The following is a 14,084-nucleotide window of genomic DNA, read 5'->3' on the forward strand; positions in this document are numbered from 1 at the left end:
GTCAAGCGATCTTTGAACCTTCGGAGTCAGCCAGTTTGACACCGTTGAATCTTCTCAACCGAACGCCGCGAATGTTTTTAAATGCCGAAATGTCGCAACAGGATCATCTCAACACTCTTCGATATTTTAAGTCCCCTGTGAATGAGGGCAGAAAATGAGAACTCTTAAACTCATCGAAGAATCACAGGAAAAACTGAATGGGGAATCGTCGCCCAATAGTGTTCAAACGAAAGGCACCTCATCGAACAATCGATCGGATAGATTCACTCTCGTTCGTGAATGCCTGTCTGAAGATATCTCCGCTCGACAGACATTGCTGATTTATCTCGGTTACTTAGGGGCCGACTCGATACTTCAGGGCCAACCATTCATTGCAGAATTTTGCCCCACAACAAAGCCAAAAGCTCGGTTTTTCAATCCCGAACGCGGCAAAGGCGTGGTCAATGGCAAGGATATTGACTGGAAAGACTGGATTGATTTCGCCAAATTGCACGGAGTTCAGATCAACGAAGTTGCCTCGATTCTTGGAATCGGTTCTGGCAGGCATATGCCCTCGGCTTCTTCGAACTTGATTACTCTCCAGGGAGAATCAAAACGAGAGCCAGTTTATGAAGATGTGAAGTCGTCTAAACCTTCATTTCCAGATTTGAAAATTCAGGATTGGGATGATGGCGCAAAACGTTTGGCTCAGATGTTTTTGCTGAAGAAAGGTTGGAACCCCGACAACGTCGATCGATTGATCAATGCCGGAATTCGATTTTCTAAATTCAAGTTTGGTAAACGTTGGGAAAATGCAATCGCTGTTCCAGTCTTCGGCGAGTCGCTGGAAAAAGGGACGCCGGTCAATTGGATGGTGATGCCTGCGAGTGGACTCAAATGGCCGCTTAGCAAAGGTCCAAAATCCACATTGACGATGAAACGCGAACATGGTGCTCACGCCGGCATTGCAATCCCGCAAAATGCGTTCGAGCTTCTTCGCTCGAAAGATCTCTGTTCGTTGACCGCCTGCAAGACCGAAGGCTGCTCTGATTATCTCGCGTTGTTACTTCGAGATGATCGCTCGGATGACGTGATCCCATGGACTAACCCGTTCGGCTGTGACAAGCAAAATGCGACCTATCGAGACGATCCATGGATTTTTCGCCTGTTCCAAGGAGTTAACTCTATCGTCATCCATGACTGCGACGAGCCAGGACAGCGATCCGCAATCGGTGACCCATTGGCCGAAGATGACAAACTTTATGGATGGTGTCAGAGGCTTGTCCAACACGGATCCCCCGCGCGGAATTTGATCGTTCCAAATCCCGATGAAGTGAAAGGATATGACTTGAATGACTATTTCGCGCAGGGCGGGACAACGAATGAGCTGTTGGACATGGCGTGTATTCTTCCGGTGATTGAATTCCCGACCGAAACGATTCAAGAAATTGAGCGAGACGAAGCTGATCCAGAACGCGATGATCCCGAACCGGTTTCGGTTGAACCAATCGATTTAGATCGACAGGATGAAAGTGAGAAGCCTTCAACGGAAAGGCAGAAGGGTGGATGGTCGCTCAGCGAACTGATCGAGAACTTCCCTGAACGGCACGAAGAGATCATCGAGGGAGTTTGCCGCCGCGGAGAGGTCGTCAATATTATCGGTTCTCCAAAGCAGGGTAAAAGCTGGTTTCTCTACTTGCTTGCGTTTTGCCTATGTTCAGGTCGCGATTGGCTGGGACGAAAAGTTCATAAATCCCGCGTGTTGGTCTTTGACAACGAGATCCATCGAACGGAGCTCGCTTTTCGATTGCAGACTGTAGCTGATGCACTTGGGATCCCCGTTGCCGACGTTTCCGATAATCTCACCATTGACCCATTGAGAGGAAACCTCGTCTGCCTGGTGAAGTTGTGTTCGATTTTGAATGATGAATACGACGAGCAGAACTACGACGTCATTTTTCTCGATGCGTTTTATCGCTTCATTCCTGATGACGTTGATGAGAACAGCAACAGCCAAATGACGTCACTCTACAACACGCTGGATGCCATCGCGCAAAAACAGAACGCGACGATCATCTTGAACCACCACACCAGCAAAGGTGACCAATCATCCAAAAACGTGACCGACGTGGGAGCCGGGGCTGGCGCAATGACTCGAGCCTGTGATTCGCACCTAATCCTGCGTCCTCACGAGCAAGACGGATGTGCTGTGCTTGAGGCGGTCTGTCGTTCAAATCCAAGCCCTGAACCGACGACGATCAAGTTCGATTTCCCGCTTTGGCGTCCGGTAGCGATTGAACCAAAGCTGAAACGTCAACCTTCGCCGTCCGAGTTGCGACAAGCAAAGAGTGATGCGGAAACTGAAAACAAAGTTCTTGAGGTGCTTGCAGGGAAAAACGACTGGATGTCGGTCAGTTCGATTCGTCGGAATACAGTCTACGGGCAGCAGCGAATAGAGCGATCTCTTTGTCGATTGCTCGAGAAGAAAATGGTCTCGCGGAAAGATGTGGAGAATCCAAAGAAGAATGGGGAAGAGATCCCGATGTATCGGAACATCTTTGTCGACGGTGTTGAGCGAATTTCTGACGATCCTCTTCCGTAGTTTTTTTGGTATGCCGCATCGGATTTTTGGTACGTACCATTGGCAAACCAAAACACACGCGATGGTACGTACGCGGCCTATAAATAGGGCCGCGTACCATACCAATCGCAGCGTGTTATGACGCCCGTACCAATCGCGACCCGAGGTGACAACGATTGATCCCTAGCGAACCGAACGCACTCAAGTCCCGCTTGAACGCCGACGCAAAAACACCCATCGGCAAAAGGATTAGAAGATAGCGACAACATCCATCGCTCGTACCACAGAGGCCTGACAGAAAAAAAGCCCACGATGCCGTCATGACGATTTTTGAATTAATCACTTAGCGACGAATCTTGAGGCACTGCAACCCTGCCGGAGCAAGTCGATCGCTGCGTACCTGAAGTTCGGCTGGAATCAAAAACAGCGAAATCGATAACGGTGATGCGAACCAAGCGAAAACTGCATCGGTGTTATAGACCGACGCAAAAAGCGATGCTGTCAATGTGCCAGCGGTTTGTCCAACTTCGCGTCGTCCAAATCGGGGCGAACTCGCTTCGGTGTGGTCGACTAGCGCTGCACAAAGGGTGACGCGAACCGCCACCAACAGTTGGAATCAAAATGGATAGTATGCATATCAAGTATTGTGGGAACGCACCAAGTCCTTTTCCCGATCAACCACAGAATGAACTGGGCGAGACCAAGCGAAAAAAGTAGTGGCTGCCCCGTCTAACTTTTGCGATGAGGATTGGGAGGGAACCAGGCAAGCTCGTTCAAACGCTTCGTTGTACTAGAATGCAAATCCCTGAGTGCTGAACACAGGTGCCCAGGTTCGAGAGGGTCCTGAATTGCATAGAATACTGTTCGCAGATGCTCAAACACTTCATCTACCGACGAGGTATGTCTCGCCCTTTCCAATAGCAAATCAAGAAACTCACTATGATCCAAGCTGAGCGGTCGAATCAACTCCAACATGTTGCGGCGTACCCAAGCATCATTCTCGTTGTCAAAAACAACCAACAATTGTTTCACCGTCTTATCAGAAATGTGTTCGCGTTGCAAAAGCCAATCCACGGCTTCCAGTCGCACTGCCCCCTGCTCGTGTGTCAATAGTGCTCGAGCTACACCTTCGTCTGAATCGTAATCCATTTGATAATTCTCGTACAGATCCTGCTTCACCATATAGGCACGGTCCGTGTAGTTTTCAATGAACTCCAGGCTCGGTCGTGTTGGAAACCGATAGTCGTCTTCCTCTTCGACAAGCAAGTCATACATATTTTGATCGTGCTCATATTCCGACATGATGTTCGCAAGTGATGATGGTAGATTTTCTTGAGCGGCCAGCTCTTCAATGACCATCCATCTGTAATCGTCGCTGCAAAGTGCATCGCACAAAAACTGTTCCGCGCGCGTCGAATGCACGGCAACTTGACCTAGAAGATCAACGCACTCGGAACGGCTGGGCGAGGCTCCGTTCTGCCCAGGCGCGAACGTCTCCTCCTCTGTCCACGCGGCGGAATCAGGAGAAAAAAATTTAGCGAAATCGAAGTGATCGAATTCTGAATAATAAGAAATACCTTCTCTCGGTTGCGATTCCTGAAGAAAACAGTCAATAAGTTCCGCAACAACTTCGTCCATCTTGGATCCTACTTCTACACCACTCCGCTTTAAGTAGCATACGGACAATGATCTAACAAAGAGTGAATCGTCGTTTACCAGATCTTGTAAATCGCCAGGATCTAGCTGCGATGCATAAGGGAACGCCTGATACGTTTCTACGATGCTAAGCCTTACTTTTTCGCTGGAATCTTGGCGGAGATGCATAACACTATCCCAGATCTTGTCATCTACGTGCGCACCTCTACCACGAAGACGCACTAATTGCATCGCCATCGCCGACCTCACGTGTTCTGAAACGCTGGAAAGCATCATACGAGCGGCGTCAGTCGGAGGCTCAGCAACGAAGGAAACTAATGAGATCGCTTGTGCGACAAACGCTTGCGCCGCTCTCTGTTTATTCTGTGAGAGACTTGCCAGCTGGGCGACCGTCCTATCGTCGATTGCAAATGGCTGCGGTCCGTTGGAGATTCCACTTATCAACCATTGGCCGCCGTACAGATCTATATATGAAAAACCTCCGGCGCTGCGCATGACGGAACACCCAACTCGAAGAGCGAGTGCCGGCGAAATTTGCGTCAATCGTTCGATGGCCTTCTGGTCTCCCACAATCGCATGGGCGAACTCATTGCACGCGATGTCGTGTATGTCATTGGCATCGATCGAAATCGTTCGCACCGCTCGCGCAATCAGACGACAGGAAGACAGGTCATCTGATTCTAGGAGCCAGCTAACTAGCCGAATCAGAACTCTCTTATACCTCGGATGAGCGTTATCCACAAACAAATACATTTGCGTGTCGTGATCACTGTTGACTGACCTGGCAGAGCTGTATTCAGAGATCGCCCTTCCTGCTAAAGATAGAGCTCCCACAACATGCTGCAAGACCGTCGAATCGGAAGGCATGCTAGCCACAAGAGCGTCAAGGACCGGAGTGGTCACCCATTCGTGCTTTGCCAGGGCTGCTCCGATAAAAAGCCTGACACTCCTTGACCTTTCACCCACCATCAAGCTCTGAAGCGTTTCGCATTCGTCGTCGTAAAGCAGTGGAAGCAAGAATAACAACTTTGCGGCGCGCTCTCGAATAGAAGCATCGGGTAAATCGAACGCATTGATCAACACACGTCGAAGGCTTCGACTGCGTCGGAGCGCAGAAATAACTGCGTCATTTTGGCCAGCGGTTGGCCCAATGGCTGTGTCTAGTGCACTGATCAATTGGACGGACACTTTGGATGCATGCGTTCCAAGTGGAGCATCCAAAAACCCGAGTGCCATCCACGCGGGTGATGCGTAAGCAACTACGGAAAGAGGTCGTTCGTCCGAGATTGCAGATTCTTGAATTAGGTTCAAGAGTATGCTTGCGAGATCCGTGCGTGATGAGCTTCCTATTGAGGTAACATTCTCAGCAACGCGGCACAGCAGAACCAGGGGGCGCAAGAGCATGTCCTTACCCGACTCTTCAACAAGTGTATTAATGTAACGAGCAACGCGATTAGTCGGATTTCGGTCGACCTCAAGTAAATCATCTGTCTCCAACACCGATCCAAGTATGCTCAGTGGCTCGCTCCATCTGTCGTCATAGAATCTTTCGACTGCCAGCTGTAGCCAGTTTGAACGGCTTGATATCGCGACTGCTAAAAGGTACTCGTAGAACGAACGGTGAAGAAAAGAGAATGGAGCCTCATCACCGAGAGAGTTGCGAATCAGAACGCCGCATTCAATTGTGAGATGATTGAGACACTGTTGTGTAGTCAAGCCCAACCGCTTTGATAAAGAAAGACAATGCTCGGACTCGAGCGCACGGAAGATCTCCACCGGCGAAAACAACGTATGGTCGGGATCTTTCTCGCCAAGGATCCAAGCGAGTTCGGCGAGCAGTTTGACCGAAAGGTTAACTAGTCGCTGCTCCGGGGGCGTAAGGTCTTGATGAACATTGGTTCGCCGCGCATTCGGCCATCCACCTAGCATTCCTTCAATACATTTTTTGTATAATTGGATCCGATCATTCGGCATACGGTTCGGACCTGCGGCATTGACATACGCGAGACACATCATCTGGAGCATAAGTGGTGTTTGCGCCAGACCAACAAGTTGCGGACGAGCTACCAAGTCGTTCCAGAAGCAACGAGAAAGGAGGACTCCCGTTTCGACATCCCGAGTTGTACCGAAATAGCCATCGACAAAATTTCGAATCTCCAGAGGTGAGAATGCAACTAGTTCGAGTTCGTTCTGACACACATGTGACGGAAGGCCACGATAGCCGACGATGCGTGAGGTTATGTACATGCGACGAGTTCTTCGCGTGGTCCAGGTGTCAAGCCAGCGAATTAGGTCGTCGTAGTGGTAAGATGGGACTTCGTCCAATCCGTCCAAAATGAGGCAGAATTGCTGCTCGCGCAGTTTGCAGTCAATTATCGACTGCTCAGCTGGGGAACAGCTAAAGCCCGTGACGTCGCTTGTGACCAAATTCCTGATCAACGTTGCGCGGTCAATCGTGGGATCGTTGTGCAACGCCTTGGCGATGTCGGCGAGTCTCAAATATATTGGGATTTCAGCATTCAGGACGGAGCTAGGGTCATCTTGAATCCGAGTCAATTGCTCGCCCGCGACGAGCCAAGCCTCGTATCGCGACAGTGTTGTCTTGCCAGAACCAGGGTCTCCAAGCACCACCGCCTCGCCGATTCGAGAGCGTAATGAGGACCAAGTTTGGGGGAAAGTTGAAAAACGGCTCTCATCCGAATTGCTTGCGTAGTCGCGCAGCTCTGCTTCTTTACGCAGTGGAGCTCCAAATTCGATTTTGTCGTCACTAACTGCCTCAACATCGCGAGGCTGATCGCTGACTCGCACTTGTACATGCAGGTTCTGAAAGAATACATTGCTGTCGTTATCTTGTAACCAAGGCCAAGGGACGCAGTTCATTCGATTTCTAACACGTGTCAGATAACCAACCAACGCGTTTGAATCTGCGAACAGCTGATCCGATGCGGGCCTTGATGTGTGCAGTAGTCGCTTCCCACTCTCAACCAAACCTTGTCGCGAAGGCTGCCCATACGGATGAGCAAAATCCCTGGCAAGCTCTTGGCACGCCTCAGGCTCAAAGAAGTTGACATGTGCTCGAAACTGACGATTCTCGAGGAGTTTGAAGGAAGGAACGGCCTCGAATCGAGCGGCACTGAAGTTGCGAGGTGCACGTACGATGACACCGATAATATAGTCATCCAGAAAGACGGGACTCCCGGACGCCCCTAGCCATCCTTCGTCGATTTCGGCACCTGCGGTCACGGAGAGATGAAAGTACTTTGACGAGTTCCCCATCGAGTGCATGCTTCCTTGCAATGGCACGGCATTGGTCGCTTTGCCGCCCACTAAAGGAAAACCCTCGCCAGCCCATATCAAATTGTCTCTCGGTGGAGCATTTATTAAGAGCCCCCAATTGCTGGAAACGCGCCTCGGAAAATCACAGTGGAGAAGTACGACATCGAAGCTGGGCGACTGAATACGCCCGTCCCAAAGGATCTCTCCGCAAGTTATCCATTCAGGGTTCTCTTGATGCCACCATCGTGCCTCAACGCTGGTCCCTGGTTGATCGCCAACAACGTGAGCTGCGGTCAGCAAGACATTCTTCGCGACAGGGTATGCGGTGCCTATCCGTCCGTTATCGGCACACTTGGGCACAAACAGTTGAACGATTAGGTCTTTCTTCTCCATTCCAAACGGGCCTGATTAATCTGGCTTGTGGCCTATTCGAGCAACCTCTATCGGTCCACCATCTAGGACAGGAATTAGACGGAGACGTATCGTTTGCAAATTCTCTTCTGAGACCCCTGCATCGAGTTTACCTTCGGCTTCGCTTAGAATCCAGAACTTCCATTTCGCGCTGCCCTCAACCCCGGCTTCAATAGAGACCGCAACTTGAGCCTCCACGTCAACACTCTCGATCCGAAATCGCAGCGACTCACTTTCCGCTTTGATTTGCGCTTCCTGGATTTCTTTTCTCAGTCCTACAATCATGTCTGACAGTTCAATGTTCGACATGGATAACCTCACGTGCAGATACGGGCCCTGATCAAAAATTTCTCTGTCCTTTTCTACCAATTCTGAGCGTCTCAGGCTACGAGGCGAATTTCTATCGTAATGGAATTTAGTTCGTGCTGTATGTCTCGCCGTGAAACGATGGCGATTACTCCATCACGGTTGCCATTTGTCGGAACAACTCGAGCCGTCCATTCATGGCTGGCAAACCGACTCTTTCATGTCTTCTTCGTCCTTTTGGTGCTTGGCGAGTCGGCGATTAGTATCAGCCGCATCTGCTTTCTCCAGAATTCGATCAACTTGCCCCAGCGAACGCGACCCCTCCGCGTCGTCGATCTCCATGCTTAAGATCTCAGGTGTTAAGAGTTGTTGTTGATTCTAAGATCAAGACACCGATGCGCGTTGACGATGCCTGGTCCTCGCGTCGATTGCATCGATCGCCAGCTCTCAGCTCAGGCCGAAATCGAGGTAGGTCAACGGCACCGACGCATATTCAGTCCTGGACCGCTTCGGTCGATTTCCCCGCTCGCAATCTACCCATCTGCTCGAAACAGCGAATTGTCCAGCCGAAACGAGTTTCATGCGTGAACCGCGCACGATGCGTTATCAAAGCATTCTGTTTCGCCATAGTTCTCGCGCTAACTCGCTCACCAAACCCTCGTGATGACTTTCACGACACTCGATCCGCTGGCCGAGTGATGGAAATCGACTCTACGCAGTGGTGCGAAACGTTCCACGAGGTCCGAACTTTCTCAGTTCCTGACCAGTTGAGCCACCGGAAAGTCGTCTCACCACGAGGCCAAGACGGCGGGAATAGCGACTGGAAATGCTCCATTCTTGACCGTGCAACGCCGTCGTCGGCAGGGCAGAACGGTAATGGGATCTGGAAGCGGAAGTTCCGAAACTGAACGAGGAACCACAGGTATGGCTCTGGGCCATCGTCTCGCCGGAGGAGCAGCATGACGTGACTCGCCTTTTCTCCTATCGCCTCGGCCCCCGGCGTGAATGCGAAACCGACCGGGAATTGTGAGAATCGAACCTCTCGGCCGCCACGTACCCATTCGATGGCACACTGGATCTGGCTCAACTCGCCCTTCGGGCAGATCGAACACGCAAACTTGACGAGCGCCCTAGCGGCTTCGATCGGAGAGTGCGGTTGCGAGCGTAGGTCGCCGCGCAGCGGAATTGTCTCAGGCAACTCGCCGTCGACGACAAGGTCGTTGACTGAGTTTGGCTCGGGGACACGAATGTTCACCGCACCTGGTTTCGAGTCGATACGGAGCTTTTCGTCGTGCATTCGGTCCTTAAACGTCGACTCGACACCGTGTTTCCGAGGGATACCAGCGAGAGTGCGGTGCAGCATCGTGGCCTTACTAAGGTGATCTTCGCAGCCATCGCCGAAGAACACGTTGCACTCGTCGCATTCGTTCATCGAGATTATCGATCGGTTACCGAGGAAGTCGGAAACGGCGTGTGCGAGTTTCCTGAACTGGACCTCCGGTCTACCACGACCACAGAAGCGGCACAGGCGGTTGACCTCCGTTTCGTGGTCGCGAAGCTCGACACGATTGTTGTTGTGGAACCAATGCTCGGCAATCTTCAGGTAGCGTGACGTGAAATACGCCTCGCGCCGCTCGTGGTCTTCTTGTACGCTCATCTTTGCTCCTAAGAACGAATCTCGATATGTTAACAGAGTCCGGGTTGGTCATTGAGGTTCGTCTAGCAGACGTTTGGCCATCAAGCGGCGAGACACCTTTTGGCGAAAGCACCGACGAGGGTTTACGTATAGGTGGATGTCGCTGATACTTATTCATATGAGACATATTCGCGTATTTGCTGCCGATGCACCGAACGACGCCGAGATACGTTCGGGTCAACTTGTCCTTGTGCTCTGCCGAAAGTGTGAACACCAACACGTCGAGCTAGCCGATGATCTGGCGACCGAGGGCGGGAAATGTCCCAAATGTGAGGGTGATTCGTACAAGGACGTGATCATTTACAAGGAAAGGGCTGAGCTCTTATCTCGCGCGCCTTCACCGATTAAGTTCTTCATCGATGACATCGAGATCGGTGATCCTCGCGTCGGTGAATTACGTCTATACAGTTGCAAGATATGCGGCAGCAGTTTTTTGGAAGTTGTTGAGCTTCACGAGCAACAAAACTCAGCGTGTCCAAAGTGTGCGAACGCTGAATATGCTGAGACTCGCATCCGTGACACGTTGCTGTTTCACCTCTGCATCCCGGGCAACGGCTCGTGAACCGCCTATTAAATGTGTGTTCTGGCAATCGGTTTGCGGGCACATTTCTCACCAACCAAAAGTCACGCAGTTTCCCTTTGCCGTCAACCTGCTTAGATAAGGCGGGGATACAATCAACGTGGTTAGGTAGTACGTGTTTGGGTCTGGAACCTCTCGTTAAATTCGCTTGCTAGTAAATGGCCAAATGTATTCGCTTGACTCGTTCGGCGCGGACTGAAGCAGAATCGCGTTTGCGAGCGTAGGATTTTGCACGTTCCAAACGAAGGCACGCCGCCGCTCTTATCCAGTGATCAAGGGAATGTTCTGGCGGTTGACACCCGAAAGCATCTGACGGCACACCGATGCATGTTGGCTGGAGTCAGATCACGCCGAGGTTGCATCGTCCAGCGCGACTTGCACGTGGATCTTGCGGCTTAGTTTGCAGGAATTTTGGGCTATTTTTGGGGAAGTGTGAAGATCCTCATCTGCTTCGTCTGTCTCGTGAGCGGCACGAAGCCTAGCAAGAAGCCATTTCCAGCCAGCTATCGGCCAGTGAAGGAGCCTGCAAGGAAGCAATTGGTCGACGGCCAGGAGTTGTCACCATGTCTAGCAGCCTCGAATCCGTTGTCGTGAAGTACCTTGAAGCGAAAAACCTTTCACGGGGGACGCAAAAAGAATACCGTTCTACGGTCACCAAATGGATTGCCTGGGACCGTCACGTCGACATTGACAGAATCGACCGAACCCATATTCGGGAATTTCTGGATCAGGTTTACACGAACGCTGTCGAGAGTGGAGGGACGAACCCTGGCAGAACTGCAAACAAAGCAAGAGAACATCTCAAGGCTATCCTCTCGTGGGCATGGGAGCAGGATTTCATTGAAAAGCTACCCAGATTTCCGAGACCAAAACAGCAACGCGATGTTGCCGGTCGTCACTACCTTACCAAGTCCGATCTGAACGCCCTGTATTTCGCCACGTACCAATTGCCGAGACCTCGCGGTTGGAAGCAACCTGCAACTGTTGGCCACCACCGGCGAGCGGCGCTTGTAGTATTCTTCAGCTACGGCGTCGATACCGGGACGGTTTTCAAATGTGCTGGATTCCATGAACCGATCTTGTGGCGACATGTGACCTGGAGGCCAGAACCGCCGAATGGCCAGGGCAAGGATTCTCGATATGGCTGGCTGTACTATCGCAGAGTCAAGATGCAAAAGCAGTTCTATCGGCCAATGAACTGCGTTGTGCATACGCACTTGAAGAACATTCGGACGGAAACGATCGACGTTGATTGTGGTGTGTTCCATGCTGGCACATCACGACCTAATCAGCAGTTCCAGTTTTTGTGCCATTTGGCGGGTGTCAAGCCAAGACAAGATGTTGAAACGGGCGAAGAACGCCCGGGGGCGTCAAGGATCTGCGGAAAACCTGCTCTACCTACTACGACGAGCACATGCCAGAGTCGTCGATCGAAATTATTGGGCATTCCGTCGGTGAAGTCACGTAAAGACACTACGCTGACCGCGATCCACTCGCGTTCAAGGCAATCATGAAGGTTCCTCAGCCTCTGCATTTACGGGGGCGCTGCGCGGGATCGACTGCGAGTGTCCGTGCTGCAGTCAGAAGTTCGCAAGTGACTGACCAGCTGGGCGATGGAACCGGAGTCTCTCGTGCGATGTTCGATATCATGAAATATGACGTACGACCTCGTCATAAATCGCACGAATGTGATTGTCTGTGTATCGCCCCTGAATTGACTGTCGGACGAAAGTCTTCAGGTCTTGGTCGTTTACCAGGAGAATGATACAGTTCCCTTGTTTTTGGTGTGAGGCTCTCTGGATATGCTCGAAGTAGTGCTTCTTCTCTGATCGATCACCACGGAAGGCGATTATTCCGAGTCCACCGAGCTCTGGGGTAAGATACCCTGCTGTTTGAAGAAAATCACTTGGAGCGAGTTTTTCATAGTTCTTGCACTCCCACAAGACACTTAGTGCGTTGTATCTTTGCCGCATCGCTTCCCAGAATCCGCCGCGTGCGATGTTCGATGTAAGCCAATCTCGAATTACGCGCCCGCTGTGGTTACGACATTTGGGCTCTGGATTTCCTAACCATCTGAAGAAGCAGAGCTTTAGAATTTCACCAACAACTTCTTCGAAGTCCTCGCAGTGATCGTCGCCGGGCTGAACTAGTTCAAGTTTATGCTTGGCTTCATCCAGGCTGCGGACATACTCGTCAAACGAAACTCCTCCGGGCACGTCAGTAATAATCCCGGTTTGCTTGAGTGAAAATTCATCCTCTAACCTATCGATGACTAGCTCTTGAAGGCCTAAGGCTAACGAAAAGGTCTCGTGAACACAGACAAGTGTTGAAGATGTCACTTCAGGAACTTTCGATCCCGACGATCCCATCGATCGAGACATTAACTTTCCTTCGTTTAGGAGCCCGGCGAATCCAATCCGATACAGCAGCTCGGCAAATCGTTCTGGTGTCGCGAAATCGAAGAACCAGGGGCACAAATGACCAACTTTTGGGTCTGCAACTATTTTCGCAATAAGTGAGACAAGTCCATTGATCGTATACTTGTCGCCGAGACCGAAAAACAAGTTCAAGATGTAGTCGAGACGTGGGAAGTTTTCGGAGTATTCATCGGCCAAGTCCTTTAACCGATTATCGGCAAATCGCCTGCGGGCTTCCTGGAGATCCTCTATCTTGACTCGCGTATTATTTCTATGTTGAGCTAACTCGATCGCGAATTCCGAATATGCTAGCACATCCCTCGGCTTTGTCTGGCAAAAGCTAAACACTTTTTTCCATGACGGCTCGTCTTCAATCTTCTCAAAAAAGTGGTTCCAGGTAGTCCCGTCGATTGGCAACTTGGTATTCAAAGGCCTGTTGAGACGTTTTTCGATCATGGCTAAAAGGCTAGGGTTGCTCCACTCCAGAGACTCAACCCACGTTTCGAGCCTAGCGAATTCGGTTTCAGTTTCGCGAACGCGATCAAACATGTTCTCACGTAAAAATAGATACGGTCTAGCAGCTCTCGAATTAGCATTTAATTCGACGCAAGCATGCATAAGTGCTCTTAAGAAAAGTACGGCTTCATCTGTTCCGTCCCAAGAATCGTCAATACTATCGATAAGGATTGTAAACTCCTGGCGTTTAGTCTCGCATTTCGACTCCAAAAACGAGTACACCTCTTTCTTGCGTTTAGAGATTTTTCTCCAACGTCGCTCATCCCTTTGTTCAATCGCGGCAATCAAGTCGTCGAAAAAAGCGAGCAATCCATCATCGAAATCGAACTCTCCATTGTCTAGTTCTTTAGAAACAGTCTTTGGAACCTCGTAGTCATCGATTAACCCCTGTTCAATCCAGCTGCTCAAAATGCGGCAGCAAATCGCATACTCGAATGAAGCCACCAGGGAAGTGAAAACGCGAGAGTTCTCTTTCGCTAGAGTCAGAATGCTAACCTCCATAAACATCGGACACACTACCTCGGGGACGATCCGAATGTGGCTACGAGACTTGTTCTCCAGATGGAAACTGAGAGATATGATCGAAAGTCGTGTTCTTGATTGAATGAAAAAAGGCGGCGTATCCTGTTGAAACTATCACCCTTCAACGGCCCAACGCGGGCACAA

8 protein-coding genes are annotated in these 14,084 nt (G+C 50.7%); 3 read left to right on the forward strand and 5 right to left on the reverse strand.

Annotated elements, in window-relative coordinates:
• Positions 1-154: 154 nt before the first annotated feature.
• Positions 155-2,581, forward strand: coding sequence for an AAA family ATPase (locus FYC48_RS20470; protein WP_149498652.1), 2,427 nt, complete (start codon positions 155-157; stop codon positions 2,579-2,581).
• A 708-nt stretch (positions 2,582-3,289) separates the two neighbouring features.
• Here the strand turns inward: FYC48_RS20470 and FYC48_RS20475 are convergent.
• The 4 genes from FYC48_RS20475 to FYC48_RS20485 form a co-directional block, all read right to left on the reverse strand.
• Complete coding sequence (locus FYC48_RS20475; protein ID WP_149498653.1) at positions 3,290-7,885, reverse strand: NACHT domain-containing protein; 4,596 nt, start codon at positions 7,883-7,885, stop codon at positions 3,290-3,292.
• Between the two features lie 15 nt (positions 7,886-7,900).
• On the reverse strand, positions 7,901-8,212 hold the full coding sequence (locus tag FYC48_RS20480) for a trypco2 family protein (RefSeq protein ID WP_149498654.1): 312 nt from the start codon (positions 8,210-8,212) through the stop codon (positions 7,901-7,903).
• Between the two features lie 192 nt (positions 8,213-8,404).
• A complete protein-coding gene (locus FYC48_RS27905; protein WP_160149661.1) occupies positions 8,405-8,551 on the reverse strand; it encodes a hypothetical protein in 147 nt (48 codons plus the stop codon).
• A gap of 328 nt (positions 8,552-8,879) precedes the next feature.
• The gene (locus FYC48_RS20485; protein ID WP_149498655.1) at positions 8,880-9,866 is read right to left on the reverse strand and encodes an HNH endonuclease; all 987 of its coding nucleotides are present in this window, start codon (positions 9,864-9,866) and stop codon (positions 8,880-8,882) included.
• Positions 9,867-10,002: 136 nt separating this feature from the next.
• Between FYC48_RS20485 and FYC48_RS20490 the strand changes: the two genes are divergently transcribed.
• Complete coding sequence (locus FYC48_RS20490; protein WP_160149662.1) at positions 10,003-10,467, forward strand: hypothetical protein; 465 nt, start codon at positions 10,003-10,005, stop codon at positions 10,465-10,467.
• A 608-nt stretch (positions 10,468-11,075) separates the two neighbouring features.
• Positions 11,076-11,999 carry a site-specific integrase gene (locus tag FYC48_RS20495; RefSeq protein ID WP_160149663.1) on the forward strand — a complete coding sequence of 308 codons (924 nt, stop codon included), beginning with the start codon at positions 11,076-11,078 and terminating at the stop codon, positions 11,997-11,999.
• A 132-nt stretch (positions 12,000-12,131) separates the two neighbouring features.
• Here the strand turns inward: FYC48_RS20495 and FYC48_RS20500 are convergent, their stop codons facing one another.
• Positions 12,132-13,925: a P-loop ATPase, Sll1717 family gene (locus FYC48_RS20500; RefSeq protein ID WP_160149664.1), complete on the reverse strand. Its 1,794-nt coding sequence runs from the start codon at positions 13,923-13,925 to the stop codon at positions 12,132-12,134.
• Positions 13,926-14,084: the final 159 nt, after the last annotated feature.

The sequence above is a fragment of the Roseiconus lacunae genome, from assembly GCF_008312935.1.
GTDB classification, from domain to species: Bacteria; Planctomycetota; Planctomycetia; order Pirellulales; family Pirellulaceae; genus Stieleria; species Stieleria lacunae.

What these genes read in the sequence shown, in the direction of transcription:
- FYC48_RS20480 (WP_149498654.1), bottom strand. Translation starts at nt 8,212, where the DNA reads ATGTCGAACATTGAACTGTCAGACATGATTGTAGGACTGAGAAAAGAA.
- FYC48_RS20500 (WP_160149664.1), bottom strand. Translation starts at nt 13,925, where the DNA reads ATGTTTATGGAGGTTAGCATTCTGACTCTAGCGAAAGAGAACTCTCGC.
- FYC48_RS27905 (WP_160149661.1), bottom strand. Translation starts at nt 8,551, where the DNA reads ATGGAGATCGACGACGCGGAGGGGTCGCGTTCGCTGGGGCAAGTTGAT.
- FYC48_RS20475 (WP_149498653.1), bottom strand. Translation starts at nt 7,885, where the DNA reads ATGGAGAAGAAAGACCTAATCGTTCAACTGTTTGTGCCCAAGTGTGCC.
- FYC48_RS20490 (WP_160149662.1), top strand. Translation starts at nt 10,003, where the DNA reads ATGTCGCTGATACTTATTCATATGAGACATATTCGCGTATTTGCTGCC.
- FYC48_RS20485 (WP_149498655.1), bottom strand. Translation starts at nt 9,866, where the DNA reads ATGAGCGTACAAGAAGACCACGAGCGGCGCGAGGCGTATTTCACGTCA.
- FYC48_RS20470 (WP_149498652.1), top strand. Translation starts at nt 155, where the DNA reads ATGAGAACTCTTAAACTCATCGAAGAATCACAGGAAAAACTGAATGGG.